Source organism: Litchfieldia alkalitelluris (assembly GCF_002019645.1).
GTDB lineage: Bacteria > Bacillota > Bacilli > Bacillales > Bacillaceae_L > Litchfieldia > Litchfieldia alkalitelluris.
In genome coordinates this window covers 1,164,018-1,189,138 of the sequence record NZ_KV917374.1, presented here as the reverse complement: position 1 = coordinate 1,189,138, position 25,121 = coordinate 1,164,018, and the positions used below count along the sequence as shown (strand labels likewise).

General features: G+C 36.4%; 30 protein-coding genes. 6 read left to right on the top strand and 24 right to left on the bottom strand.

Going from position 1 to position 25,121, the window contains the following annotated elements:
• The first annotated feature begins 143 nt into the window (after positions 1-143).
• Entirely contained in the window at positions 144-545 is a 402-nt protein-coding gene (locus BK579_RS05395; RefSeq protein WP_078544078.1) for a secondary thiamine-phosphate synthase enzyme YjbQ, read from the top strand.
• 399 nt (positions 546-944) lie between these two features.
• On the opposite strand, the gene BK579_RS05390 is transcribed toward BK579_RS05395, so the two are convergent.
• Positions 945-2,192 (bottom strand): coiled-coil domain-containing protein, encoded by a 1,248-nt coding sequence (locus BK579_RS05390; RefSeq protein WP_078544077.1) that lies wholly within the window; start codon positions 2,190-2,192, stop codon positions 945-947.
• Positions 2,193-2,609: 417 nt separating this feature from the next.
• On the opposite strand from BK579_RS05390, the gene BK579_RS05385 reads away from it, so the two are divergent.
• Positions 2,610-3,824 (top strand): coiled-coil domain-containing protein, encoded by a 1,215-nt coding sequence (locus tag BK579_RS05385; protein WP_078544075.1) that lies wholly within the window; start codon positions 2,610-2,612, stop codon positions 3,822-3,824.
• A 44-nt stretch (positions 3,825-3,868) separates the two neighbouring features.
• Here BK579_RS05385 and BK579_RS05380 read toward each other — a convergent pair whose 3' ends face one another.
• The 3 genes from BK579_RS05380 to BK579_RS05370 all read right to left on the bottom strand — a co-directional run bounded on the left by BK579_RS05380 (position 3,869) and on the right by BK579_RS05370 (position 5,165).
• Entirely contained in the window at positions 3,869-4,177 is a 309-nt protein-coding gene (locus BK579_RS05380) for a hypothetical protein (RefSeq protein ID WP_078544074.1), read from the bottom strand.
• A 251-nt stretch (positions 4,178-4,428) separates the two neighbouring features.
• Positions 4,429-4,698: a hypothetical protein gene (locus tag BK579_RS05375; protein WP_078544072.1), complete on the bottom strand. Its 270-nt coding sequence runs from the start codon at positions 4,696-4,698 to the stop codon at positions 4,429-4,431.
• 227 nt (positions 4,699-4,925) lie between these two features.
• On the bottom strand, positions 4,926-5,165 hold the full coding sequence (locus tag BK579_RS05370) for a hypothetical protein (RefSeq protein WP_078544070.1): 240 nt from the start codon (positions 5,163-5,165) through the stop codon (positions 4,926-4,928).
• 242 nt (positions 5,166-5,407) lie between these two features.
• On the opposite strand from BK579_RS05370, the gene BK579_RS05360 reads away from it, so the two are divergent.
• Both BK579_RS05360 and BK579_RS05355 read left to right on the top strand, forming a co-directional pair.
• Positions 5,408-6,262 (top strand): hypothetical protein, encoded by an 855-nt coding sequence (locus BK579_RS05360; RefSeq protein ID WP_078544067.1) that lies wholly within the window; start codon positions 5,408-5,410, stop codon positions 6,260-6,262.
• A 256-nt stretch (positions 6,263-6,518) separates the two neighbouring features.
• Complete coding sequence (locus BK579_RS05355; protein ID WP_078544066.1) at positions 6,519-6,992, top strand: hypothetical protein; 474 nt, start codon at positions 6,519-6,521, stop codon at positions 6,990-6,992.
• Positions 6,993-7,143: 151 nt separating this feature from the next.
• Here the strand turns inward: BK579_RS05355 and BK579_RS05350 are convergent, their stop codons facing one another.
• The gene (locus BK579_RS05350) at positions 7,144-7,746 is read right to left on the bottom strand and encodes an SCO family protein (RefSeq protein WP_235848347.1); all 603 of its coding nucleotides are present in this window, start codon (positions 7,744-7,746) and stop codon (positions 7,144-7,146) included.
• Complete coding sequence (locus tag BK579_RS05345; RefSeq protein WP_078544062.1) at positions 7,736-8,143, bottom strand: FixH family protein; 408 nt, start codon at positions 8,141-8,143, stop codon at positions 7,736-7,738. The genes BK579_RS05350 and BK579_RS05345 overlap by 11 nt, the downstream gene beginning before the upstream one ends.
• Positions 8,144-8,326: 183 nt before the next feature.
• Between BK579_RS05345 and BK579_RS05340 the strand changes: the two genes are divergently transcribed.
• Positions 8,327-8,899: a hypothetical protein gene (locus BK579_RS05340; RefSeq protein ID WP_078544060.1), complete on the top strand. Its 573-nt coding sequence runs from the start codon at positions 8,327-8,329 to the stop codon at positions 8,897-8,899.
• 63 nt (positions 8,900-8,962) lie between these two features.
• On the top strand, positions 8,963-9,088 hold the full coding sequence (locus BK579_RS26680; protein WP_268876454.1) for a hypothetical protein: 126 nt from the start codon (positions 8,963-8,965) through the stop codon (positions 9,086-9,088).
• A gap of 495 nt (positions 9,089-9,583) precedes the next feature.
• Here BK579_RS26680 and BK579_RS05335 read toward each other — a convergent pair whose 3' ends face one another.
• From BK579_RS05335 to selD, 18 genes are all read right to left on the bottom strand, one after another.
• Positions 9,584-10,378, bottom strand: a complete 795-nt coding sequence (locus BK579_RS05335; RefSeq protein WP_078544058.1) for a hypothetical protein — start codon at positions 10,376-10,378, stop codon at positions 9,584-9,586.
• A gap of 54 nt (positions 10,379-10,432) precedes the next feature.
• Complete coding sequence (locus BK579_RS05330) at positions 10,433-14,083, bottom strand: multicopper oxidase domain-containing protein (protein ID WP_078544056.1); 3,651 nt, start codon at positions 14,081-14,083, stop codon at positions 10,433-10,435.
• A 30-nt stretch (positions 14,084-14,113) separates the two neighbouring features.
• Entirely contained in the window at positions 14,114-14,407 is a 294-nt protein-coding gene (locus BK579_RS05325; protein WP_078544054.1) for a hypothetical protein, read from the bottom strand.
• A 27-nt stretch (positions 14,408-14,434) separates the two neighbouring features.
• Positions 14,435-14,794 carry a hypothetical protein gene (locus BK579_RS05320; protein WP_235848346.1) on the bottom strand — a complete coding sequence of 120 codons (360 nt, stop codon included), beginning with the start codon at positions 14,792-14,794 and terminating at the stop codon, positions 14,435-14,437.
• Positions 14,795-14,871: 77 nt separating this feature from the next.
• A complete protein-coding gene (locus BK579_RS05315) occupies positions 14,872-15,621 on the bottom strand; it encodes a hypothetical protein (RefSeq protein ID WP_078544052.1) in 750 nt (249 codons plus the stop codon).
• Positions 15,622-15,889: 268 nt separating this feature from the next.
• A complete protein-coding gene (locus BK579_RS05310; protein WP_078544050.1) occupies positions 15,890-16,351 on the bottom strand; it encodes a hypothetical protein in 462 nt (153 codons plus the stop codon).
• 12 nt (positions 16,352-16,363) lie between these two features.
• Positions 16,364-16,777 (bottom strand): hypothetical protein, encoded by a 414-nt coding sequence (locus BK579_RS05305; RefSeq protein ID WP_078544049.1) that lies wholly within the window; start codon positions 16,775-16,777, stop codon positions 16,364-16,366.
• A 91-nt stretch (positions 16,778-16,868) separates the two neighbouring features.
• A complete protein-coding gene (locus BK579_RS26280) occupies positions 16,869-17,099 on the bottom strand; it encodes a CPBP family glutamic-type intramembrane protease (RefSeq protein ID WP_268876550.1) in 231 nt (76 codons plus the stop codon).
• 12 nt (positions 17,100-17,111) lie between these two features.
• Positions 17,112-17,630, bottom strand: a complete 519-nt coding sequence (locus BK579_RS05300) for a hypothetical protein (protein WP_235848344.1) — start codon at positions 17,628-17,630, stop codon at positions 17,112-17,114.
• A 77-nt stretch (positions 17,631-17,707) separates the two neighbouring features.
• Positions 17,708-18,457: a YfjL-like protein gene (locus BK579_RS05295; protein WP_078544047.1), complete on the bottom strand. Its 750-nt coding sequence runs from the start codon at positions 18,455-18,457 to the stop codon at positions 17,708-17,710.
• Positions 18,457-19,029: a hypothetical protein gene (locus BK579_RS05290; RefSeq protein ID WP_078544045.1), complete on the bottom strand. Its 573-nt coding sequence runs from the start codon at positions 19,027-19,029 to the stop codon at positions 18,457-18,459. The genes BK579_RS05295 and BK579_RS05290 overlap by 1 nt, the downstream gene beginning before the upstream one ends.
• Complete coding sequence (locus BK579_RS05285) at positions 19,013-19,516, bottom strand: RNA polymerase sigma factor (RefSeq protein ID WP_078544043.1); 504 nt, start codon at positions 19,514-19,516, stop codon at positions 19,013-19,015. Before BK579_RS05285 ends, BK579_RS05290 begins: the two co-directional genes overlap by 17 nt.
• A gap of 372 nt (positions 19,517-19,888) precedes the next feature.
• Positions 19,889-20,653 (bottom strand): type I 3-dehydroquinate dehydratase, encoded by a 765-nt coding sequence (gene aroD, locus BK579_RS05280; RefSeq protein WP_078544041.1) that lies wholly within the window; start codon positions 20,651-20,653, stop codon positions 19,889-19,891.
• Positions 20,654-20,894: 241 nt separating this feature from the next.
• A complete protein-coding gene (locus tag BK579_RS05275; RefSeq protein WP_139365046.1) occupies positions 20,895-21,506 on the bottom strand; it encodes a polysaccharide deacetylase family protein in 612 nt (203 codons plus the stop codon).
• Between the two features lie 47 nt (positions 21,507-21,553).
• On the bottom strand, positions 21,554-22,321 hold the full coding sequence (gene phnC / locus BK579_RS05270; protein WP_078544039.1) for a phosphonate ABC transporter ATP-binding protein: 768 nt from the start codon (positions 22,319-22,321) through the stop codon (positions 21,554-21,556).
• 17 nt (positions 22,322-22,338) lie between these two features.
• Positions 22,339-23,100 carry a phosphonate ABC transporter, permease protein PhnE gene (gene phnE, locus BK579_RS05265; RefSeq protein ID WP_078544038.1) on the bottom strand — a complete coding sequence of 254 codons (762 nt, stop codon included), beginning with the start codon at positions 23,098-23,100 and terminating at the stop codon, positions 22,339-22,341.
• 5 nt (positions 23,101-23,105) lie between these two features.
• Positions 23,106-24,008 (bottom strand): phosphate/phosphite/phosphonate ABC transporter substrate-binding protein, encoded by a 903-nt coding sequence (gene phnD / locus BK579_RS05260; RefSeq protein ID WP_078544036.1) that lies wholly within the window; start codon positions 24,006-24,008, stop codon positions 23,106-23,108.
• 50 nt (positions 24,009-24,058) lie between these two features.
• Positions 24,059-25,108 (bottom strand): selenide, water dikinase SelD, encoded by a 1,050-nt coding sequence (gene selD / locus BK579_RS05255; protein ID WP_204524684.1) that lies wholly within the window; start codon positions 25,106-25,108, stop codon positions 24,059-24,061.
• Between the last annotated feature and the right edge of the window lie 13 nt (positions 25,109-25,121).

Sequence of the window (25,121 nt, the reverse complement as noted above, 5' to 3'; positions counted from 1 at the left end):
CACCTATTTACCTATTTTTAGTTGGATTGCCTGAAATGTCAAATATAAGGATTGATTTCAAGGGAAAAATAAAAATGGAACTTGTTTTACGCTCCATCTTTTGTTATTAGTTATGAATACGAATCAACATGGAGGTATGTTATATGGAACATCTTTTCGAATTAAAAACACATTCACGTGACCAAATGATTGAAATTACGGCTACTATTAATGGATGGTTAAAAAAACAAGGGGTCTCTGAAGGAATTATCGTTGTGTCATCCTTACATACAACTGCTGGTATTACAGTAAATGAGAACGCTGATCCAGATGTAAAGATTGATATGTTAAGAAGGTTTGATGAAGTCTATCCTTGGCATCACCAAAAGGATCGGCATATGGAAGGAAATACGGCAGCGCATTTAAAAACCAGTACGGTTGGTCATTCTCAAACACTGATCATTTCAGGTGGGAAATTATTGTTAGGGACATGGCAAGGGGTTTATTTTTGTGAGTTTGATGGACCAAGGAACCGCAGATTTGCAGTTAAAGTGATTCAGAGCTAGGTAACCCTGAAGATAATAGGGATGACTTTCCGTCACTAAGAGACCTGATTATATACCAAGTGATTATCTGAAAATACTTAGGCTAGCGAGTTCCAATCGCTGCGAGCCACTAGCTTTCCGTGGGGCGGTGCGTGAGCCTCCTCGTCGTTTTCGCTCCTGCGGGGTCTCACGTCAACCGCATATCCCACAGGAGTCAAGTGGCTCTCCGCTCATTCCACACAAGGTAAGCAAAACATTTTCATTCTCCTTGATACAATATTAATTAACTTGGAAGTCTGCCTAAAATCAAATTACAAGATTCCAAATCGGACACTGTTAAGCTAGCCTGATTTAATTTCAAAAAGTAAAAAAGCTGCTTAATGAAGTAATTGAAACCTCATCAAGCAGCTTTTTTTAGTATTAATTCACGCGTACAACTCGTCCGTTAAATTTTTGCTTCCAATAACCTGTTGTCATATCAGCGATGGCTACTCCAGTTGAGCTTTGTGAGCCAATAAACTTTCCTCCACCGATATAAATTCCAACATGTCCATCTTTTTTATACGTATCAAAGAATACTAGATCACCATATTGCATATCTTTAGTTGAAATTTGGCGTCCTGCATATTTAATAGAATCAGTGCTACCACCGATGCTTTTTCCTGCCTGGCGGAAAACATATGATACATATCCAGAGCAATCAAATCGACCGTTTGCAATATCATAGGCAGTTCGTCCACCACCAAAAACATAAACGGAATTGCCAATATATTTATATGAATCCTCAATCGCTTCTCTTAAACTAGATGACACTTTGGCTGATGGTGCTTGTACCACAACACTACCTATCTGGGTGTTTGGTTTTATAGAAGAAGTTCCACCTGAAGATGTTGCTTCTTTTTTAGGACTTATACTTTGTTGAATAGCGATAGCTTTTTGAGCTAACTCATTATCTTTATTCTGTAGCTCTTCTAAAAAAGCTAGACTTTCATTTTCCATCTCTTTTAGTTCTTCTTTAAGCGCATCATTTTCTTTCTTTTGTTCCTTTATCTGCGCTTGCATTCCTTCAAATTCCGTTTTCATCGCAGTTAAATCTTCTATTTTTTTCAACGCGATAGCCTGCTTGTCCTTCAATTCCTGCTGATCGGCTTCTTGCTGTGCTAGCAAATCGGCATCTGATTGTGCAATCGTCATTACAGCGAAGACACGATCGATAAAATCACTAAAGCTTGAAGAACCTGCTAACACCTCAAGATAAATTACACTACCGCCACTTTGCTGTAGTGTAATTGCACGCTCTTTTAAAATACCAAAACGGCGATCAATTCCTTCTTGAAGTACGCTCATTTCCTTTTCTAGCTCTTCAATTACACTTTCTGCTACTTCTATCTCTTTTTCAGTTTTTTCAATCATTTTATTATTATCAGCAATTGCTTGATCTACTTTTTCGATTTGTTCATTTAATCCATTAATCTCTTGTTGTATTTTTGTTAATTCTTCTACAACTGCTAATAGCTCTGCCTGGATTTCAGTTCGTTCTTCTTGGATGAGAGTGTATTTCTGCTGACTATCGCTTGTTAATTCTTCTGCGTTTACTGCTGGTATTGAAAACGTTGTCAATCCTAGTGCAAGTACTGTATTAATTACTAAGAGCCTTTTCTTTAACACACTCTTCCCTCTTTCCCCAATTTCAGTTAATCTATGAAAATTCTATTCTATTTTATTGAATTAAACACGAATATTACCAATATGTATGAAATAATCTAATTTTTTTCTTTATTTGCCACAATTAGAAGTATATCATCATAAAAAGACAAATAGATTATAATTATATTACAAATATATTTCATTAGATAAAATCAATCTATTTTTCAAACATTATTCAAAACTAGTAAACTCAGCTCACTAAGTTTGATGAACTTAGTTTCACACGAGATTATTATTATATCACAAATAGTTTATTTATTTGAACCATTTTGTGAAAATTGTCATATTTCAGGAATCCCTGCTGCTTCATGATCAGACACCTTTTTATCTCCCCATCCATATAATAAGCATAATTTAAATAAAGGGGAGAAAAGGACCTTGTCAGTGAATCGCGATGAACAATTTGTAAGCCCTAGACTCTTTACCGATACTAAACATACAGATGAAGCTGGAAATCAACGTTTGTTCTACTATAACCGTACTTCAGAATTTATAAAAAAACAAAAAAAAATAAATCTTGAGCAAGCATTTTTCAACCAACAACTAACGATGTTATTAGACAGCATGAAAAAAGAGTACTTAGCTTTTAGTCAAAGAGTTAAAGATGACTTTTGTAAGCAGGACTCCATTAATCTAAGTGTTCAAGAGACTTTAAGACGTCATGAAGAAGTATATGTTAACCAAATGGATCAACTTAGCGAACTCAGGAACTTCTATCAGAGGTTAAATAATCTCGCCTTAACACATACAGACCGGTTATCACAGCAATCAAATAGGATCTCGTCACAAAAGCAAAAAATTCAAGAGATTCAAGACCGTATACCAAACATAGTTGAAAAACAGTTGGAAGAGTGCTTTAACATCTTCAGGAAAGAGCTTGACGATCAACATGCTAAAGCAAAACAATTAATTGAACAACTTTTAAACTATGAAAGAGTCGCATTGCAACATACTAACATTCTAGATCAGCAAATGGAAATAAACAGCAAACTAGCTCATCATATAAATCACTATAAATCTACCCATAGCCAACTCTCAAAAGAGATGGAAGATATAAGATCCAAGGTTGAGGATATATTAAACAATCTAAAAGACCATGGAGAGGTTTTTACAAAGAATTCTCAAATATTTGATGAGCAAAATAAGATTAATGAAAAGCTCACCCATCATATAAAACAAGTTAAACATATCCAAGATCAATTAACTCAAGAAGTAGCTAATCAGAACAAACTACTACAGGAATTTAAGCAGAAAAGAACCGAAGATGAAGAACATTATTCGCATCTTTCAAAGGAAGTAAATGAATTAGCTTTAAGAAACAATGAGCTAAAACAAAGAATAAAAGGAACAATTAATTCCAACGGGGCATTCAGCCATATTTTTAAAGATCTTCCTGAAAATTATCCATTACACAGTATTCTAGTAAATGGAGTTGTTGTGGATGTTACTAGATTTTTAAATATGAATCTTGAGGATAACCTTGCCCATTTTACGGATGATCTTCATGTGTCGACCTTCGACTGTCAAAAGATTGAGGGGGTGAAATGGGGAGAAGGTATAAAGCAGGATAATAATCTTAAAAAGTCACATTAAGGGAAGGGAATGCCCTACAATGTAGGGCATTCCTCCTTTTTAGATTATTCTTCGTCTGCTTCTTCTGCTTCTTCTGCTTCTTCCACGTCTGCTGGTGCGAATGAAATACCATCGATTTTTTCAGGTTCTAATACAATGACATTTCCTGCATCATCTGTGAAGTATGCAAGACCTGCAGCTGGGTTTGTGTTAGAGAAGCTGAATACTGGCACCGCTACCCCATTTAAAAACACAGTTCCCATTTGAGTCGGAGCCATTCTACCTAGTAAAGCATCAACACCTCTTCCTCTACCTTTGCCTCGATCTTTGTCATGATCCTGTGGACAACGATCTCTGTCATAATAGTTTGACATCAAATTACCTCTTTCTTTTTAATATTTCTCTGTTTTTCAGAGATAATATAACTTATGTTAATTTTAATAAATGGCTTGGACTATAATCTATTTTTTTATAAAGGGGCTAATTACTAGATTTTAAGAAGTATGTACTTAACTTATTAACAACTACTAGACTAATTCGTAGGACCACGTCCTTTCTCTAGACGTTCCGCCGGTAAACTAAAATGGAGGGAATACGTTTTATGCGTATTCCCTCCATTTCCTTATTACTCTTCTTCTTCTTCTTCTTCTGCTTCTGCAGGCGCGAATGAGATTCCATCAATTCGCTCTGGGTCAATTACAATAACATTTCCTGCGTCGTCAGTAAAATAGGCAAGACCCGTTCCTGGGTTTGAGTTTGAGAAGCTAAATACGGGTACTGCTAACCCATTTAAGAATACAGTTCCCATTTGAGTTGGAGCCATTCTAGCTAATAAATCGTCGACTCCTCTTCCACGTTTACGATCACGATCGTCTCTTTCACAATAGTCTGACATACTAATTCCTTCTTTCGTAAAATTTTCTCTGTCTTTTTCAGAGATAATACAATATATGTTGCTTACGATTAAAAGCATGGACTTCTATCTATTAATTTTAAAAAAGGCTTTTGCTAGGGTTTATTGGTCCCTAGACAAATATATTAGTATGATCAGATGGTTTTTGTTTCCTTACTCTCCCCGTAAACTCTGTTACTATAAGAAAATAATTAGATTATCACTTTCAATTAACACTCTTCATCTTCGGTGTCGCCAAAGGCTATTCCATCTATAGATGATACATCCATCATCAATGTCTGTCCTTCCTCGTCAATAAAATAGGCGATTCCGGTTTCTGGATTTACATTTGAGAATAGAAAAACAGGCACTTCCTCACCGTTTAAAAATACCATCCCAACAGGATAATTTGGTGGTAACTTTATTAACATTTGCAATATAGCTGATTTTCCTGTATTACCAAGAGTCATTTAATTTCCTCTCCCTTCTATACGATGCTATAGGTGTCCGATGTAATATATAGTTTATTATCATATGTCAAAAGCCGTATGGACAGTTAACCAGTTACATGGACTTAGCCAAGCCCTATTTTTAGAAAGAACACATTTTCCATTGTACGGACAAACGTTCAACCAAAAAGACAACTATAGAATAGATTGTAAGTATTCTTATGAAACACTAAAATTATCAATGGAAAAAAGGAGGAACTCATTTGAATAATCTCCACTTTTGTATGTGTGGAAAGATGAAAAATCACTGTTGTAGACGATTAAAAGCAGAGATGATGCACCAATCCTTATCTCAAAGAAACCTCTCAGTAAACTTAAGCAAGTTCATATACCATCAAGCGGTTTTTGAGGTTTGTTCAAGGCATCATCAGAATGAAAAGTTTTTGGGAACTATTGCTGGTGTTGGAAGTAACTATATAGCAGTACAAATGAATGTAAAAAACGAAGAATTCAAAAAAAAGGAACAGGGTTTTAGACAGAATAAAACGATTAGATTTATTCCGTTTTCATCCTTAGTTGCTATTAGAATAAAAGGGCAAAAGTTCACTCAAGAAGACTTTACCGAAAGCCATGAGGTTGCTGACCACCTCTTCAAACTAGGAAGCAATCAAGCTCCATCATTCCTTCTACCGATACTAAATGAACAAATCGAAATCAACGAAAAACTTTCCAGCCATATAAAAAGACTTTATAATCAGCAATCCTCACAGAAAGAAAAGACCGAGGATCTGTCAGAGTTAATAAATAACCTACAAAAAGAACAACAGCTATTATCTGAACAGTTGAATCTTCTCCTTGAAAGCCTTCTTAAAGGTGAACTTAATGAATGTTTAAGTAGCAATTACGGTACAATTAATAAATTTCTTCAATCAGTCCCTGAAAACTCACCAGTGCAACAGCTCTTTGTAAACGGGCAAATGATTGATGTTGTGCGTTTTTTAAACTTAAATTCTCACAAGAATGTTGCTAATTTTTATGATAATAATACGGTTACCACATTCGATTGCGATAAAATAGATGGTTTAAAATGGGGAGAAGCAACAAATGAAGTAGATTAGTTAACCTTTATTCTAGTATCTCTAAAGACGAATGTGCCTTAGTATAACTTGCACTAGGGCACCAATCTATTTCCAGTTCACTAGGTTCCTCCTCCCATTTGCCACCTTCTTTCTATCTAGTAAATAAACACATTTTCATATATACAGGACAAGTGTTCAACCAAAAATAGTAACCAAGAATACACTATAAGTACAAACATGCAAAATCCCCATTCAAGAGGCTATTAGCATGAAAAAAATAAGGAGGAGTTTAATCATGAACAATCATCATTTCTGCGGCTGTCATAATCATCAAGTTCGTCGTAAGCATTCCTTTAATAATTGTCATTGTCAGTCCCATCAACCAGTAAATGATCACGAAACCTGTTTCGAGCAATTTCGTCCATTAACCCCAGTACTTGGAAGCCTTGGCATAAGCCTAAGAGAATTAATTGGTGAACGAGCAATTTTTGAAGTATGTTGTGGGCACATTGAAGAAAAATTCCTAGCTACCATTGTTGACGTTGGTAAAGATTTTGTGGAAGTTGAGATAATAAAATTATTTAAGAAGGCGCCAAAGAATCCTAAATGTGAAGAAAAGCAATTCATGAAAAAAACGATAACAAGATTTATTCCGTTCCATTCTATAAAGTGGATTGAAGTCAAAGAAAAGACCTTCTTCGAGAAAGATCCTACCAAATATGACGAGGATTTGTATCGACCTGTAGACTTAGATCACGAGGAATATTAGAAATCAAATTAAAAATGATGTCCCTTAACAAGGGCACATCATTTTTTTCTTCAAAACTAAACTTTTGATATCAATTAAATTGGTCCCTGTCCACTGCACTTTTTGTAGTTGCCGTGTTGTATAATCCTTTTATCTGATTTTCCTTGTTATTTTATTTTTCCTTAGATAGTTGCCTTATTGCCCCTAAAATATTATCTCTGTCAACAGGTTGGGATTGGTTTGCCATATTATACAAAGCTCTAATTTGTTCCTTACTATCTACTAAATACATGGTGGTGTTATGTGCGATAAAATCGTCTCTAAGCTTTTGATACTTCATATGGTACATATTCGTAATTTCCTCTGTTTCCTCACTATTTCCTCTAAGGAATTTCCACCCCTCATTATCCGTATTGAACGCACCAGCATATTTACGAATACGATCTAATGTATCATTTTCTGGATCTAAAGTAATGGCTATTAACTCAACTTCCGTCCCATTCAAACCTTCTTTTTTTAACTGATCCTGGATGACTTTCAAATCATACATTGTTAAAGGACATACATCAGGACAGTTTATATAATAAAATGTCACTAATTTTATCTTGCCATTATTGGAGCGATATTCATTTCCATCTTGATCTAATAACACAAAGGGTGATAAGCGTTCTAATACCGGAAGTTGTTCTGACTTTGGCCACAGCCAATAAGAGGTGACCAAACCAAGGAAAACCACAAAAGTGGCAAACATGAATAAAAATTTCTTACCGTTCATTAACAACTGGCTCACCTTCTTTGAAAGTGATGCTAAAACCATCCATCACATGCTGTCCTCGAGAGGTGACATGGTATACCCCTTCATAGGGCTGTATTTCGCCAATTGGCAGTAGGACCTCATAAATACCCTTACCTAGATGCGAAGCTTTAACAGTCGTCATTTCAGCCTTTTTTCCTGTTTGCCACAAATCAACCATTACCTCTGCATCGTTTACTTCGTCACCTTCTTGGTTTAAATAAACTTCTAGGACAGTACCTGTACTTCCAGAAGGATTAATCTTAAGCGTAACATCAATAAGTTCTTTTTGTAGATCCTCCATTTTCGGGGTATGTGGCTGAGAGGAACAGCCGATTAATAAAAGGCATAATCCCAACGATAGTAATATCTGTTTCATTATCTAATCCTCCACTTTTTTATCTAGTTTATGAAGTGGACTCTTTTTTGGGTATCCGTGATTTGCGGATTTTACCTTTTCTTAGTCATTCGTTCAAGCAATTTTTATACATCCTCATAGTATAGTACAAACACTGTTTGCTAATTTAAGTGTTAAATAACTAAAAGTTAGGAGGACGTCTTCATGAATCATTTTGGACAAATGAATATGTTTAACAATTTCCATAGTGGTCATACGAAATTAAGTCAAGAACATTATGATTGTGATTGTCATAAACATCATGATCACCATCACCATGAAAACAATTTTGGTCACTTTTGTGCTAATTGTGGAAAACAACATCATGTTAATAAATGTGAGCATCCTATTATATTTGATCGTCGCTTTGTTGTTGATGAGCACTTTTTCCACCCTTGTGGTTGTCTACGTGATGATCATTTTGATCACCGCTGTCTTTGTGATAACCGCTTCCGATTTCGTCTCGCAGGACTAGATGGAGGGTTTGGCTTCCGGTTACATCAATTTAAAGGGTGTGAGATAAAAGTAGAGACCGACTGTGAAGGAACAACCAAAGAAGTAAGAGGTACTGTATGTTCTGTTGGCTCAGACTTTTTAGAACTACAAATAAACAAAAAACAAAAAGGTAAAAAAAATCGTAGAAAAAAGAAATGTCCTAAAAAGGAATTCCGAATTATTCGTTTTAATTCTATTAAATCTATTAAATATCGCGAACACGATGACTGCGACTGTTGCTAATCTCTCTTTTCCGCATGAAAGGAGGTGAGCATGTTATGTGTTGTTGCCGTAAGATGAAATCATGTGGGTGTCAACATAATCACTCCAACTCGTGTTGTAATTTTCACTTTAGAAGTCATTGCTGCAATCGTTTCGATTCACATTTCTCACATCAATTTCACTTCAATGGTTGTTGTCGGAGTCACGTAAGTCACAGATCCCATCATTTTAGACACTTTTGCTGCTAACTAGAAAGACGGAATTACCATTTTAAGTGTTAGATGAATAGGTAAGCAACCACATAATAAGGAAACATGAAAATTGAGGCAATTCATGTTTCCTTTTTTGATCCCTTTTTTATAGATGGTGTTTAATTTATAGATTCTAATTTTGGAAGAAGTAGTTTAAATACTCGTAAATCGGTTACTTTTAAATGTTAGATCGGCTTTTTGATAAATTATCATTTGAGTTTGATAAGAATTGGTGTTTAACGCTTATAATGTAAGCTTTTCCAAGGTGTCTATCAAAAATATTAGCCTCTTATAAAAATTTATTGTCCACTTTTGGGTTTTTATCAACCACTTCACCTAGTTTATTGTCCACTTTTAACATTTATCAATATTCCACGTTCAAAGAGTACTCAAAGATTTTTATATTTTTCCTTAAAAATACAAAAGAGACGACACCTGCCGTCTCTTTGATTACTTAGGAACAACCATATTTAATTATTAATATCTCATCCATAGAAAGTTCTTTAACAACATCTTCCTTTATACACAATGAAACCGATTCTTCACTATTACCAACAAGTACTCCAGTTATTTTTTTAGCAGGTGTTATTACAGTGATTTTCTTATCAAGTAACTGCAATAAATAGATTTTTAAATCTATTCGATAGAAGATATGAATTAACTCCGGGGAACAACTGACTGTCTCTCCAAAGTTAAAAGCTAGTGATCGTCTGAAACATGGATCTGTTTCTAAGAATCGCGGTTCAGTTATTGGAGGGATGGAAGTCTCAACACTTTTAATTGAGCATATACGGTGAAGTGGAACAATCATTCGTTTCGAATCTTTAACCAGCAATAAAAGGAAATTCCTTCCAACTAACTCTATACACCCTTTTACCCAGCTTCCTTTTCCTTTCTTCTTTTTTCTTCGTGTTGACCTTCTTCTTTTTTTGAAATCTTGTAATCCATTAATTTTCACAGAAACTTCTATACCTATTAATCCATCAAGGATATTTTGTCTTGTAAGCACATCCTGTTCTTCTAGTCCTTCTTGTCTGTTAGACAAGGCTAAATCTAATAATAAATTATTGACTTCTTCAATTCTCTCTTCAAGCTCTATCTGTTGTTCTTCTGGTAAGCATGTTGTGGGTGATGGGTATTTAGGCGTGTCTATTATTTCAGGACAGTACTCCTTTGGAATGCAAAAGTCATCTGGCATTCCAGAAGGAACACATTCTGGACAGCATAACTCTCTTTTCATTCTTTCCACTTTTCCTCATCTCCTTTCTACTTAAGGGTGCCTAAAAGACACCCTTCCAATTAATTAGTTAGTTAACCTTGGTAAATGCTTTTGCAATTCTTCATGAACTCGAAGAATTCCCCACATCCCTTGTTCAATATCCCAACGAATATTTCCTGATCGGTACATATAATCACCTGGTAAATTCAACACTCCTCCAGCTCCGCCAATTAAAGGTAAATCATCCGTATCCCCTGCAACGATATGACTTACAAAAGACTGGACACGCGAGTCAATATTCCGTGAATCTGACTTCCAGTAGTGGCCGTGTAAATGGAAGGTGTGTGCCCTTCGACGCTCAGCTGGATTTGTCAGTCTTACTGTGACAGGTTCTCCAGGATATGCTTCAAAAACAGGTGTAGCAGGATCCCCGAATACCTTTGAACTAAATAAATCGCTCAATTCAGGGTGCTCCCTAAAACGATTTATCAACCGCTCTGTTCGGTAGTTAAAGCCACGAGAACCATAATCATATGTGTCAACTTCCATATCTTCTGGATTATCTTCTAACAGAATACCTTCAATCGGGTCAATAATTACTTGACCATTTTTATCCTCAAGCCGGACTCCATCATGCATGATTAACACAAACTCTCTTGTTGAAGGTAAAAACGGATTAACTAAAATTACATTTGCCCCCGTTTCGACTGGCTCCAATGTGTGTGGATCAAGATAGGTTGTAAATCGTGGTTCTGATATAAATGCCCCAAAGGTACCAAACGACCTGTGATTACGCAAATCAGCCACATCCCATAAAGCACTTGTGCCAAAAGCAGCATTTACATACCAGCGATAGGTAATCACCTCCCCTGGACCAACTGTTTGATCAGGGTTAAAACCTACCGTATCTCCGCTAGATGTTTTCACATCATAGTTTAATAGACTAGGATGTAAGGAGATACGAAGTGATGGTGGATAAAAAGCTTGTTCCTTTACTGGTGGATACGGGTGAATGCCATCAGGAAATGGGAACTTTTCAAAATCAAGCATACTAGTTAAAGACACTTCAATTAAATCTCCTGTATTCCCACGTAGAACAAGAGGTTCAGGATTTTTTCGGCCACAAAGAATGTCCTCCACATCCTCTTCAAGTGCAAAAATGATTCCATACGGGTCATGATCTCCATACTCGTTATAAATAATAGGTGTGTGCATTGCCACAACACTATACTCCCGAACTGGTGAATCTAGTGAAGCTTCAGGTGGTAATGACGCTAATGGATTCGCAAGTGGTGGTGGGCAGCCGGTGACTTCTGGCAATGGACAAGTTCGAGGAGGTGGGCAAGGTCTGTCCTCTAACACAATTAGATCATCAACTAACTCATCATAAGCTCGTATCAATCCCCACGTCCCAAGCCAAACATCTTCTTCAGTCTCAAATGCCCATAAATAATCCCCTGAACGCGGTATTTCCATTTCAAATGTAAACGATTCTGAAATACCAATATGCCTTTGGCTTTTTATTTGTGAATTCACATCGGGTCGATCCTGTGGCCATTTAAGACCATGGATATTAAAACTGTGAGATTCTTCATGTGCGCCTTGTTGTAAACGAATTCTGATTGAATCTCCTTCATATGCTCTTAAGATAGGAGTGACTGGGTCCCCATTTACATAAGAACTAAAGGAGTATGCTGGATCGCAATCCTCTCCAAGTCTAAACTGTAATGGTTCACACTTATAGTTAACTGCAAAAACCCCGGGGTCTTCCAAAGAACCTGGATAGGGAGGAGGTTGAATTGGACAGCCATCTTTATCAAATAAATAAGCAAAATCTTGTACAAATAGCGATAAATCTCGATAATCTGGGATAAGTGGATTACTTACAGTTACTTGAGTTCCATGATCAACTTCTTCCCCAGTTTGAGAGTCAAAAAATTTAGAGAACCTAGGTTGTATTACCCCGGCTCCAAAGATACCATGCTGTTCATGACTAGTTGAAAATAAATGGTCATGGTAGAAAAAGGCTTTTAACTCTGAATCAGCGTACCATTCATATCGAATCGTCTCACCTGGTAATACTGAACTATCATAGTTCCAACCAACATTAGCCCCATCTGTTACTAATACATCAAACTTTACATAATGGATATGAAATCCGACTTCATATGCCCTAGTTACAAGCTGGAAGGCATCACCGTCTATAATATGGGGAAGTCGATTGGTGAAGTTCATCCTTATACAGGTTGATGCTGGTACATGAAATACCAATGGCTCAGGTTCTTTTCTTCCTGCTAGAATATCATCAATATCCTCATCAAACACATATAATCTACCCTTAGGATCATGCCAGCCCTGTCGATTATAAATAATCGGTAACTCGATGAGTGATACGTTAAACTCGGCAACGACTGGATTACCTAAACAACTATCTACAAACACTGCACCTGGTCTCGCATTCGGAACAGCTGCGTTTTTTTCCAGTTCTGTCATTTCCCGGCCCCCAACAATTCCTAAAGGCGGTCTTGGGGCTTTACAACCAACCTTTCCAGGGATGAAATTAGGAAAACCTGGACGCTCTTTCGTTGGTTTTGGAGGACATGGTCGGTCCGGTAGTGGCTGAAGTGGTTTGATAGGAACGCCATTAGGATAACATTGACTTCCATCTTGAAGTGTATCGAAAATTCTGTTAATTCCCCACATCCCCACTTCAAAGTGAGGGTAAAGGTGACAGTGGATGATTGCATCTCCAATTGCTCCATGAAGACTTCCGAGACCGTATAGAGCTTCAATCGTATAGTAACTTTGGGGACTAATTGACTGTGAATCAATTAGTTCAGATTGGTTATTATCGGGATCTCTTAACCATTGATGTACATGATAGTGAAAAACATGTGTCTCCTTCACTCCTCCATGAATTAACCTAATAACCGCTGGATCATCACGATACCCCCTTAATATTGGTGTTGCTGGGTCACCAAATACCCATGAATCATGATGCACCTCTTCTCCCTCAACATCAGGAGAAACAACACCTTCCTCCACCAACCTCAATCGGTTACTTAAGGGTTCATATCTTAAATTCACCCCATGAAATGATTCTGTTTCTTGTCCTGTCATAGGACTTATTGGACTATTCCCTGTCAGATCTTTAATTTCCATTTCATCATTAAAATACCAAGCATATTCTCTAAAAGACGGTAAAAATGGATTATGAACATCCGCAAACACCCCACTTTTAAGTGGTCCTCCTGTAACAGGATCTGTCCACCATGAGCCTCTTCTTTCTACAAGTAATGCTCCAAAGAGTCCTTGAATACTAGAACCATGTTCAGAGCTCGAAGGGTTTCCGAGATCTGTGAAAAAATGGACCCCCTCTTTCGTAGCATTTATGCGATATAATATTTGCTCCCCGCAAGGTACTGTTGTATCCGGATTAAAACCGACATTTGCACCATCTGATGTTAACACATTATAATCAGCTTCCTGAAAATGCATGCCGGCATTAAATGGCAACTGATTTTCAAATAAGATTTCAACCACGTCACCTTGATTCGCACGAATCGTTAGAGGTTGAACAAGATCAACCGGTGTAAAAGGCTTTTTACGAACAAGCTCTTTCACTTCCTTTTCATCTTCTTTTAATACATAAATACGTCCATTAGGATTGTGATCACCGAAATTATTAACAACAATCCTAATAGGGATTGCTACAACGTGAAATTGTCGTAACATGAGTGTAAATTCCCCCTTTCTTTAAAACGATCACCCTAAATCATTTAATTCTGGGATTTTCGGTTCGCCTTCACGTTCAATATAAAACACTTCTATATTATGGATGTGAATGTACCAAGTTCGTTCCTCTAGTTGTGGAAATTGTGTCACTTCTACTTCAATGACTACAATATCGGTAACAACATCTACAATGGTACCGACAAACATAAACGGAAAGGATGGAGTCAATACAAAGACACGCTCTCCAATCCCTCTAGTAAAATGGTCAATAAGTCCCTGGTCATGAAGAACATTTATATCCGTCTCTTCATTTTTTTGAAACATAGTTTATTAACAACTCCTTCTTAGTTATTAAATAAGTGGTATCCTTGCGTTACAATCGAATTTAGGTGTGAAATGGGCCATCTTTTCAAATGGAATTGATAGCGGTGTTGGAAACTTGTAGAATGGCGCATTTAATAATTTAATTGTTGCAGGATAAATCGTTAAATGACCTGTCTCTACCTCTACTATTGGCCCACAGAAAATCGGTCGAAACGATTGACCTAATAAATTCAACTGTGGAGATTCTGTAACAACCAGAATAGATTCTCCAAGCAGTCCCTCTAGTTGACGTAACAACAAATCCTCTTCTTGCTCAAATTCCTCTTCTTCCTCAAATTCTTCTTCTTGGTCAAATTCCTCTTCTTGCTCAAACGCCTTTTCTTTCATTTTAAAAACCTCCCTTTAATATGACTATTTATAAAGTATGTGATAATATAAATCTTGTTTAAGGCATTTACCTACTTTTATATTCTTTTCTTGAAAAAGAGACGAATGATAGAGAAAAATCGTAGAGTGTTAATTACTTCTACATCACTCAAATGTATTTTTTGTTTATCTCCGAAATATGCTAATTGTAACTGGTCTTTTTCAACGACCATTATTTTCCCAACAATCTTTGATGTCGTTGTTGTAACTTTAACCCACGTACCTTCCCAAGTGCGTAAATTTGTAAACAATGTTTCTTCGTAAAATTGTTGCTTTAATGCATCACGCTTTGAAACAGTTTGACCGAAGTTGTTTAAAAGCTTATCTCTAAGTTGATTGTCATAAATAAAATTTTGGTGGCTATTAGAATAGGTAGGAACACCTGATGGAATATTTGCGGATTCAATTGATTGATACGGAATCCAGATGCGCTCACTAAGATTGGTTAGCATCACAAAATTTCTTCCAATCACATTCACTTTTCCTTGAAATGTTTTAACATCACCCTCTGTTTTCACATAGACGTCAACCTGCTGATTTCTTTTCATTTTAAAAAAGCGTTTAAGAACTAAGGGTTTCTTTCGTTCAAGAGAAGAACCACCTACTTTAAATAAATTTGATTGCTCAATGTACTCTGTGAGAATTCGAGTTTCTTCCTTTGAGGTTGCACTTGTCGGGGATGTGATTTGCTCACCTCGTTCATGGATATAATCGATCTTTTTCTCTTCATTTTCCCTTTTCTCAGACAACACGTTAATATATTCACTTAATCTCATTCCTGTTTTCATCGTATCCTCCAGACATTATTTAATAGGCTATTTCCTGTAAGATTATTAATTTAAAACCTTATCAGAAGCAGCTAAGGTAATATGTTGTTGCACAAAGTGTATCCTTTAATCACCCGGTTAGTTAAAAATGCACAAGATTACAAAAGCATCCTTTAGTAAATTACAATAGTATATGTAACTACAAGGAGTTCTGCCTTTCTTTCAGGAAAAAGGAGGCGAATGCACAAAAAGACTCCTATTATATATATAGGAGTTAGTGAAAAGCTTATTAAACTCTAAATGAGTAGAAAAGGATAATCGTTGTAGCAGCAAGAAGCAGATTACCAAAAGTACTAAAAAACAAAATCATTTCTTGCTCAGTAAGCAAATCTGATGGCAGTGCACAAATGGATGGATCCTTTGCAACCGCACCGATCATAGAACCCATTAATCCTCCTGTCACACCGCTATAGACTCCTGCCATTAAAGTCTGATAATTGATAAGGGCCCCAAAGGAAATTCCAATGATGATTCCTATAATTATATTCACAACGATTGCTGAGGCAGGTTCATTCGAAAACAAATAAGACAGTTGGCATGTAATTGTCAAAGTGAGGATATTCGTCACTGTAATCGTACTACTAAAACCAAAGCGATCACTAAATAAATATCTAAGTTTAAATAATTTCCTATAAGCAATCCAACCAATTAGACAACTGATGACCAATAAAATAGATATTAATCCTTCCATCCTTCACCCAACCTATGTTTTTTTAGCGGAAAGAATAAGTAATACAAACGTAACTAATATAGCGGTTTCAACGAGCAAAATGATTATCATATCATTTATGGCCGCACCAATCATCGGAGACATAATTCCCATCATTAACCCATTTATATAACCTGTTAGTAATGTTTGATAATCAAATAATGCACCGAATAAACTACCTGTTACAATTCCTATCAGGGTAGCCGCGACCGTCACTTCAAAAAAGTGCAATGGAAACTGATTAATTAATATCATGCCTGTCGCAATGGCAATTCCTCCGCCAGCTACCATACTAATATTCATTCCAAGATGAAATCCGATTAATTTTCTTCGTTTATATAAATAAAGATACGCTATCACTGCAAAAAGAATATTTAGGTATAAAAATACGCCAAACCACTGACTCATCTCCATCACCTCTTAGTACAATATGAAAAAAAGAAGCGAAAGGTGTGATAACAAAATACCCTCCACTACAAAAGAATAGTGGAGGGTATTTTTAATTTAGTGTCTTTTTTCGAATAATCGGTCCTAAACAAACATGCAAACAAATATCAGATAAAAAATGTGAGAGGATGGCAATTTCTATTCCAAACTTCCAATACAACCAACCAAAAAGTATTCCAGGAATTGCATTTAGCAAGATGGTACGAGTCACAACTAAACGCGATTTTCCAAAGATTGAAAATGCGGCCGGCAAATGTCCTACACCGAATAGGACTGCTGCTATTATAATCGCAACTTATACTGCAAATTCACTCAATGTTATAAATTTTAGTAAATAAACGAAAAGCGTCATTATAAATAAGCGCATTAGTACTTCCTCTGAAATTCCTCCATAAAATGAAGCTAACACTGACTGAGTTCTTCCAGGTACTGGCACCTCGACCTTTGGTAATTTTTTCATAAAGAGAATATCAAGGAACAAGATGAAAAGACAAGCAGTAAGTGCAATAATACCCGCTAACGCCAAAACTCCCCAGACATTATAAGGAATCACATCTCTATATAAAAAATAATCAACCAACCACCAATGCAAACCTACTTTAGGTGCCAAAAGTGTACCAACAAATGAGGCAACTCCGAGTAGAATTGCACTTTGTAAAAAAGTGATCAACATTAGAACTGGATATGGCGGAACCTTTTTGTGAGGTTGCTTTATCTTTTGTTCTTCAATCTTCGGAATTAATAATTTAAATTGATAAGGTATTATTGCTACTGCACCAACCATTGATGCAATCCAAAAAATCCAAAATGCCATTCTTCTCTCTCCTTCGATCATCATAGTATCTATTTGACGACCGACGTTTACAATTCGTTCATAGCATAATGAAATTATTATTTATTTTCTTCCTGAATATCTTTTTTTCTAATAGTTGTATCTGGCTCAAAAGAAAATGAATATTTCACATAACCATGCGAAGCTTTTGCACCGTATTCCTTCTCATTTAAACCAAATACATTGCCATTAATTGTTACTCGTTTATAACTAATGCCTTGAGCCTTTAGCGTATCCTGGATTTTTTTCGCAGTCAAAACCGTCTCTTCTTTCGTTGAATTAGTGGAATCTATTACAATATGAATGTCCATCGGGGAATCTAGATTAACATCTTTCTCCCATTTGATGTCTTTTGGTAACTGTCCTTTTAGAACCTCTAGTTGGATTCCAACTTCTTTTACATTTTCTACTTCAGTGGTTAACAATGACTTTATTTTAATTTCTGCCTCACGACTTAAGCGCGTCATTAAGCTTTGATCTAGTAGACTATAACGGACCCCATCCCAGACGATTGCTGGTGAAAAAAAGCCACGAACGCGGAACTCATATTCTTTCGGGCCAACATTTGTTTCATCAACTGAGCCAATTTCAATTACATTGAATAAATACTCTCCAAATTTAAAATCATAAAAACCTTCTTGAACTCTAAATTCTCTGTCAGGATAGGTTGATGCTACATGCTTTTCAACCTTTTTAAAAGCGATCCATTCACTGATTGGATTTCCGTTAAATGCATTATAAAACGTTACTATAAAGCCAATTAAAATAAGAGCTATTAATTTATAAACAAGATATCGTTTTTTCTTCATCATGAATCTCCTTTCGATTTTAAAAATAACCAAACAATGATACTTCCCAAAATTGCAAACAATCCATGAAAGATACTTAAAAATAGACTTCCTAAAATGGATTGACCAAGAAAAGGTAGAAAAGATATTCCTTCAACACTACCTGAGGTGAAATCCATGATATTTGAACTTAACGACCAAAGGAAAATTGGCATGATTGAAATAAATAAAACTAGCTTCCAGTCTTTATAAAACTGAAAAGTTAAGGCGCCTAGCACCGCGTACCACAATATAAATCCGAAGCTCTCATTTAACAATGATGTTTGTATAGCCAAGAAAAATGAGATTGCCACAAAAATCATTTGATACAATGAAAGACGTCGATTTATTTGCTTGAACATTTTTTCATGGTCAATCGAAGATACGATTTCAGGTGTTGGAAGATCTGAAGTGATATGATTGGCAATATTCTTAAGCTCTTCATTACTTTCAAGCTGCTGCTCAACCCACTTTGTTGTTTCAGCACTTAGCAAGCCTTCACTATATAAAGGAAGTAAATCTTCAACTATCGCCTGATTAACTTTTGTGCTCATTTTTTCCCTCCTCTAATTCCTTCTGCAATTTCAGTTTCGTTCGATAAAAATTGACCCTAGCATAATTCTCCGTTTTGTTTAAGATGATTCCTATCTCCTTAAACGACAATTCACCATAGATTCTTAGCGTGACAAGCTCTTTTAATGGTTCTTCAAGAAGCCGGATTTTTTCTAAAAGGAGTTGATGATTCTCTTTTTCTATCATTTCATCGATGATTGAAACTGTATTCGCGTCATCAAAAATCAATTTTTGCTGTAATTGCTTTTTGTATTTTTTTGATCGGTAATACTTCTTTAAACGATTCATGGCAATCGCAAAGATCCAAGTATCTATTGAGCTTTTGCCAGAAAAACTATGAATATTTTTCATAGCGTCATAGAACACATCATGTGTGAGATCTTCCGCTATTTCTTTAGCTAATGTTTTAGCATAAAAGTAAGCAAATATTCTTGGGCTTACGTTTTTGTAAACTTCCTCAAGCTCCATCTCGCCCCTCCCATCTATAGTTGGGTCGTAGTTTAGTTTTTCATTGTATTAGTACCATCAACTTGGTATTTGTTACAAGAAAAGTGAATTTTTTTTGCAAGGTGGATTTATTATGAAATGCGGCCCTTGATTTGATAGAGGGAGTAACCGTTCACCCTAGTATTTTTTGATTTTATTAAACCATTTATTGATTTATTTACCAATTACTTAGGTTTATCAACCAATTCTTTGGGTTTATCAACCAGTTTTATGATTTTATCAACCAATTCTCCTGTTTTATCAACCAGTTCTCTCTTTTTATCAGTCTTCCAACATCACTTCGCAGAATATCCAACTACCCACACAAAAAAACCGCACCCATATGATGCGGAATCATAAATTCTTATGTATTAATTCAAGTACTCTTCTTAGCTCAGTTACCGAAATCTGTCCCGGTGCAGAGGCCTTTTTAGCTGCACCAAAAGTAAGTGCTGAACCAAAAACTTCTCCAGCAAGACGGCTTACAACCCCATTACCTGCCATGGACATTGTAATAATCGGTCTGTCAGCATATTGCTCTGACATCATGAGCGTTGCATCAAGTAAAACAAGTACATCAGCCGCTGTTCTTGGCATGACTGCGATTTTCGGCAAATCTCCGCCTAATTCTTGAGCTCTCCGTAAACGAGTAACAATTTCATCCTTTGAAGGTGTTTTATCAAAATCATGATTTGAAATAACCACAAACACCCCATGCTTGTGAGATTCCTCAACAAGCTCTTTGATCATTTCCTCATCATTAAACAACTCAATATCAACCATCTCAACTAGACTTGATTTTACTATTTCGCTATTAAGCTCAAAATAATAAGAGCTGCTCACTTCCCTCTCTCCACCCTCTTTGGCACTTCGAAAGGTAAAAAGGAGGGGGGTATTTCCTAAGGCTTGGCGGATTTCAAAAAGTGCTGATTTCACAATTTCGATCGACTCTACATCTTGAAAGAAGTCTATGCGCCATTCCACGACATCTAAGTCAAGAGATTTCAATGAGACTATTTCTTCAAGCAACTGCTCAAGTGTTTCTCCAACAACCGGAACACATATCTTTGGAGCACCTTCTCCAATCGTTACATCTCTAACCTTGACTAATTTTTTCATGTAAACTGGCTCCCTTTTCTACTCTTTAGGAATATGTTACATGAAAAAAACTGGGAGTGCCAATAATTTTTTAACGAATCATCTTTCCAAATTAGATCTTTATAACTTTTAATAATTAAACTTTTTCACTTTCTAAATAACTTATACTTGATATTTCCATTCACATTGAGTGAGCAGAATCGTTCAATTCTACTAAATTACAATAAAAAAGACCTATCTCGAGATAAGTCTTAGTTTCTAACTATAACAAGGTAAACCCATATCCTTTTTGTTTTATTGCTTTGATTAATTCAGGCAACACCTCAAGAGTTTGCCGCAGTTCATGTAAAAGGATAATTGCCCCATCCTCTAAATGGTCACAAACATTTGAAATAATCTTTTGCGAATCGTGTTTCAGTTCCCAATCCATAGACGATATTCTCCACATCACAGGAACTAATTGAAGCTCTCTAGCTACCTCTAATGTATTTTCATTATACTGTCCATATGGCGGGCGAAAGTATCTAACTTTTTGACCTGTAATTTCTTCGATTTTTTCCACACTATGATAAACATCCTGAAACTGCTCTTCAAAGCTAAGTTTCACCATATTGCGATGCTTTGTGGAATGTGTACCAATTAGGTGTCCCTCGTCTAAGACTCTTTGCCATTCTCTCTCATGAAACAAAAGCTTTGATTGCCAGAAAAAAACAGCTGGAACCTCTTCATCACGAAGGACATCTAGCAGCTGTGGAAGAACTCTACTTGGACCATCATCGATTGTTAAGACAACCTTTTTGGTGTTGTTTGTGTTTACTTTTTTAAGAATAGTATCATCTTTGCAGTCGTACACGACTTCTGTAATATCGACCACTCATGGAGTTTTTATCATGAACTTCAACTCCTTATTCAGAGATCAACTTACGTAATGTAGGTTAAGCTCTCTTCTACATTTGATTCATAAATCTCATGGTATTCTTTTTCAGTGAATCGCTCTGGTGGACCATCAAATAATAATTCACCATTTTTCAAGCCAATAATTCTTGTTGCATAGCGCTTCGCAAGGGTTACATCATGAACATTTATGACAGTCAACAGCTGATGTCTTTCGTGCATCTCTTTTAATAAGGTGAAAATTCGGTTTGATGTACCTGGGTCAAGACTTGCAACAGGTTCATCACCTAGTAATACCTTTGGATGTTGAAGAACAGCTCTAGCTATTCCCACACGCTGCTTTTGGCCCCCACTTAGATGCTCCACTCGTCGGTCAGTAAATTCTGACAACCCAACATCTGCAATAATTTGTTTAGCTTCAGCAATTTCATGTAAATCAAAAAAACCAATCATATTTTTAAAGGTATTCCGATAACCAAAATAACCGGTTAACACATTTTGAATAACAGAAAGGCGTGGAACGAGATTAAAGTGTTGAAAAATCATCCCCATCTCTCTACGTACAAGTCTAAGCTGCTCATCGTTTTTTCCAGAAAGGGATTCACCGTTCCAAAGAATGTCACCTTCAGTCGGTTTTTGTAGCCCATTGATACAACGGATGAAAGTAGACTTTCCGGCTCCACTTTTTCCAAGAATACAAACAAAATCACTTTTCGCAAGAGAAAGATTAATGGAAGTTAGTGCATTACTGTTGCTCCTTGGATAACGAACCGATAAATCTTTAATTTCAATCATTTTGGACCACTCCCTTCCTAAATTACTTTATTTCTGACATAGCTTCCTAATAAGTCAACTAAAATAACAATAATCATAATGATAAGTACATCTAGAGAAACCGCTGAATATTGAAAGGTCTTGAAATCGTTAAATAGCCTTTGTCCGATTCCACCACCACCAATAAATCCAAGAATTAATGACGTTCTTATCGCTACTTCAAACCGATAAAAATAGCTCGATAAGACATTCGGCCAAATTTGTGGCAAGATGCTAAAGAGAGAGCCGAACCAGCTTTTTGCTCCCACTGCTTTCATTGCTTCCTGTGGCCCTGGCTCGGCTGCTTCAATTAACTCAGATATCAATTTACCTAATACCCCTATATTATGAAACATAATAGCTAATACTGCTGGAAAGGGACCTAACCCAAGTGCTGTAAGTAAAATAAGACCAAACACAATCTCAGGAATGGAACGAACAAAACTTAAAACCGTCCTTGATAAATGATAAACAACCCCAGATGGAGCTGTATTTTTAGCAGCAATAAAACTAATTGGGATGGCGATTAGCAAGCCAAAAAAGCTTCCTAAAAACGCCACCGCCAATGTTTCCAAACTATCATTGATTGCTCTTGGTAGGTATTCCAAATCCATCGGAAACCAATGTGATAAAAAATCAATCATGTTACGGAAGTCTCTAAATTTTGTTAAATCAAACTCCGTGAGTCTCATACTGTAATAAATAACAGCCACTAAAACAATCACGGTAATAATATGATGCCTTTTAAACCACACAATCATCAGCTCTATTCGTTGATAATTCCTTCTTTAATCGCAGCATCGCGAATACTTTCATAATCTTTATCCGTTGCTTCAATAAATCCACTTGCTCCAAACGCATCAAGAACGACCGGATCCTTTATGCCTAAAAATGCTGCTTGAAGTTTTTCAATTGTTTCATCATCTGTATCAGCGTGAACTGCCCATGGATATTGGAATAGTGGTTCTGACTGCCAGATGATTTTAATTTGTTCACCATCAATTTTTCCTGATTCAACTAACTGATTATAAATCGCACTATCAATTGCACCAGCTGTAACTTGTTTATTTTGAATAGAAAGTGCTGTTGCATCATGTGATCCTGTATAACGTACTGTTTTGAATTCATGTTCATCTTCCGAAACAAAAACACCACGATCTTGTAACTCTATACTTGGAATTAAAGATCCTGAAGTTGAATTAATATCACCAAATGCGAAATCAACTTCTTCAGTTTCTGTTAAAAGCTCTTCCAATGAAGTCCAAGGGCTATCTACATGCGTAATAATATAAGAATGATAAAATGGCTCTCCATCAATTAATTGTGTGATAATTGCTTTTGCTCCACTATTAGCATGCGCAACAACATATGTTAAAGGTCCAAAGTATGCCATATCAATTTTGTCATAATTCATCGCTTCAACAACACCATTATAGTCTGGGTAAACATCTACCTTTACAGTACGACCTAATTTTTCAGTTAAAATTGTTTGAAGCTCTTCCATTGCTGCTTCCATTGATCCTTCCGTTTGAGAAGGAATGACTCCTATTGTAAAATCTTCAGCTTCTTCAGTTTCATCAGTTGCTTCATTTCCTTCATTGCCCGTTGTACATGCCACTAACGAAAAGAATAGTATACTGGTAAACAACAATGCTAATAACTTTTTCATATTCCCTATGCCTCCAATTTTTCTAAGAAGGACTCAGGAACGAGCCCTTCTTAGATCACTTTAATTCTTCCTGGCGTTTCAGCTGTTACAACCCCAATAATTGCAGAGGGTACATTTCGGTCAAGAAGATCTTTCTGCAAACTTTCTGCCGCTTCTTCAGGAACAGAAATTAATAATCCTCCTGATGTAACAGCATCACAAAGAATCAGCTGACTGATTTCGTCGACGTTCTCTTGATAATCGATTCGATCAGCGATCCATTTATGGTTTTTCTTTGTACCACCTGGAATGATGTTTTGCTCAGCAAGCTCTCTCGTTCCTGATAATACAGGTACATTCTTACTATCCACTGTTATCCCAACATTGCTTCCTTCAGCCATTTCTAATGTATGACCAAGTAAACCAAAGCCTGTAATATCAGTACATGCATTTACTTGATAATTTTCCATAGCTTCAGCCGCATCTTTATTTAGAGCTGCCATGACTTGCATGACCTCATTTAAGCTTTCCTCAGATAAAAGATCCCGCTTAATCGCAGTTGTTAAGATTCCTACACCAATAGGTTTTGTTAAAACAAGGCGGTCACCAGGTTTTGCACCAGCATTAGCTCGAACTTTATCTGGATGAACGACACCAGTTACTGATAATCCAAACTTCGGTTCATTATCATCAATCGAGTGACCCCCAACTAAAGTCGCTCCTGATTCAGCCACTTTATCTGCAGCACCACATAAGATATCTGCTAAAATACTTTTGTCCAATGTATTAATTGGAAAACCAACAATGTTCATCACGGTTAGTGGTTTCCCACCCATTGCATAAACATCACTTAAAGAATTTGCTGCCGCAATTTGACCAAACATATACGGATCATCCACAATTGGTGTAAAAAAGTCCAACGTTTGAACAAGTGCTGTGTCTTCATTTATTTTATACACTCCAGCATCATCTGAGGTATCCAGCCCTACAAGTAGATTTGGATCTGGTACCGATTTTGGTAAATGACGCAGAACCTGCGCTAGGTCTTCAGGACCAATTTTGCATCCTCAACCACCTTTTGATGATAATGAAGTTAATTTAATGATTTCTTCTTTTGACATAGTGTTCACTCCT

What these genes read in the sequence shown, in the direction of transcription:
- BK579_RS05395 (WP_078544078.1), top strand. Translation starts at nt 144, where the DNA reads ATGGAACATCTTTTCGAATTAAAAACACATTCACGTGACCAAATGATT.
- BK579_RS05380 (WP_078544074.1), bottom strand. Translation starts at nt 4,177, where the DNA reads ATGTCAAACTATTATGACAGAGATCGTTGTCCACAGGATCATGACAAA.
- BK579_RS05375 (WP_078544072.1), bottom strand. Translation starts at nt 4,698, where the DNA reads ATGTCAGACTATTGTGAAAGAGACGATCGTGATCGTAAACGTGGAAGA.
- BK579_RS05370 (WP_078544070.1), bottom strand. Translation starts at nt 5,165, where the DNA reads ATGACTCTTGGTAATACAGGAAAATCAGCTATATTGCAAATGTTAATA.
- BK579_RS05355 (WP_078544066.1), top strand. Translation starts at nt 6,519, where the DNA reads ATGAACAATCATCATTTCTGCGGCTGTCATAATCATCAAGTTCGTCGT.
- BK579_RS05350 (WP_235848347.1), bottom strand. Translation starts at nt 7,746, where the DNA reads ATGAACGGTAAGAAATTTTTATTCATGTTTGCCACTTTTGTGGTTTTC.
- BK579_RS05345 (WP_078544062.1), bottom strand. Translation starts at nt 8,143, where the DNA reads ATGAAACAGATATTACTATCGTTGGGATTATGCCTTTTATTAATCGGC.
- BK579_RS05340 (WP_078544060.1), top strand. Translation starts at nt 8,327, where the DNA reads ATGAATCATTTTGGACAAATGAATATGTTTAACAATTTCCATAGTGGT.
- BK579_RS05330 (WP_078544056.1), bottom strand. Translation starts at nt 14,083, where the DNA reads ATGTTACGACAATTTCACGTTGTAGCAATCCCTATTAGGATTGTTGTT.
- BK579_RS05325 (WP_078544054.1), bottom strand. Translation starts at nt 14,407, where the DNA reads ATGTTTCAAAAAAATGAAGAGACGGATATAAATGTTCTTCATGACCAG.
- BK579_RS05320 (WP_235848346.1), bottom strand. Translation starts at nt 14,794, where the DNA reads ATGAAAGAAAAGGCGTTTGAGCAAGAAGAGGAATTTGACCAAGAAGAA.
- BK579_RS05315 (WP_078544052.1), bottom strand. Translation starts at nt 15,621, where the DNA reads ATGAAAACAGGAATGAGATTAAGTGAATATATTAACGTGTTGTCTGAG.
- BK579_RS05310 (WP_078544050.1), bottom strand. Translation starts at nt 16,351, where the DNA reads ATGGAAGGATTAATATCTATTTTATTGGTCATCAGTTGTCTAATTGGT.
- BK579_RS05305 (WP_078544049.1), bottom strand. Translation starts at nt 16,777, where the DNA reads ATGAGTCAGTGGTTTGGCGTATTTTTATACCTAAATATTCTTTTTGCA.
- BK579_RS05300 (WP_235848344.1), bottom strand. Translation starts at nt 17,630, where the DNA reads ATGGCATTTTGGATTTTTTGGATTGCATCAATGGTTGGTGCAGTAGCA.
- BK579_RS05295 (WP_078544047.1), bottom strand. Translation starts at nt 18,457, where the DNA reads ATGAAGAAAAAACGATATCTTGTTTATAAATTAATAGCTCTTATTTTA.
- BK579_RS05290 (WP_078544045.1), bottom strand. Translation starts at nt 19,029, where the DNA reads ATGAGCACAAAAGTTAATCAGGCGATAGTTGAAGATTTACTTCCTTTA.
- BK579_RS05285 (WP_078544043.1), bottom strand. Translation starts at nt 19,516, where the DNA reads ATGGAGCTTGAGGAAGTTTACAAAAACGTAAGCCCAAGAATATTTGCT.
- aroD (WP_078544041.1), bottom strand. Translation starts at nt 20,653, where the DNA reads ATGAAAAAATTAGTCAAGGTTAGAGATGTAACGATTGGAGAAGGTGCT.
- phnC (WP_078544039.1), bottom strand. Translation starts at nt 22,321, where the DNA reads ATGATTGAAATTAAAGATTTATCGGTTCGTTATCCAAGGAGCAACAGT.
- phnE (WP_078544038.1), bottom strand. Translation starts at nt 23,100, where the DNA reads ATGATTGTGTGGTTTAAAAGGCATCATATTATTACCGTGATTGTTTTA.
- phnD (WP_078544036.1), bottom strand. Translation starts at nt 24,008, where the DNA reads ATGAAAAAGTTATTAGCATTGTTGTTTACCAGTATACTATTCTTTTCG.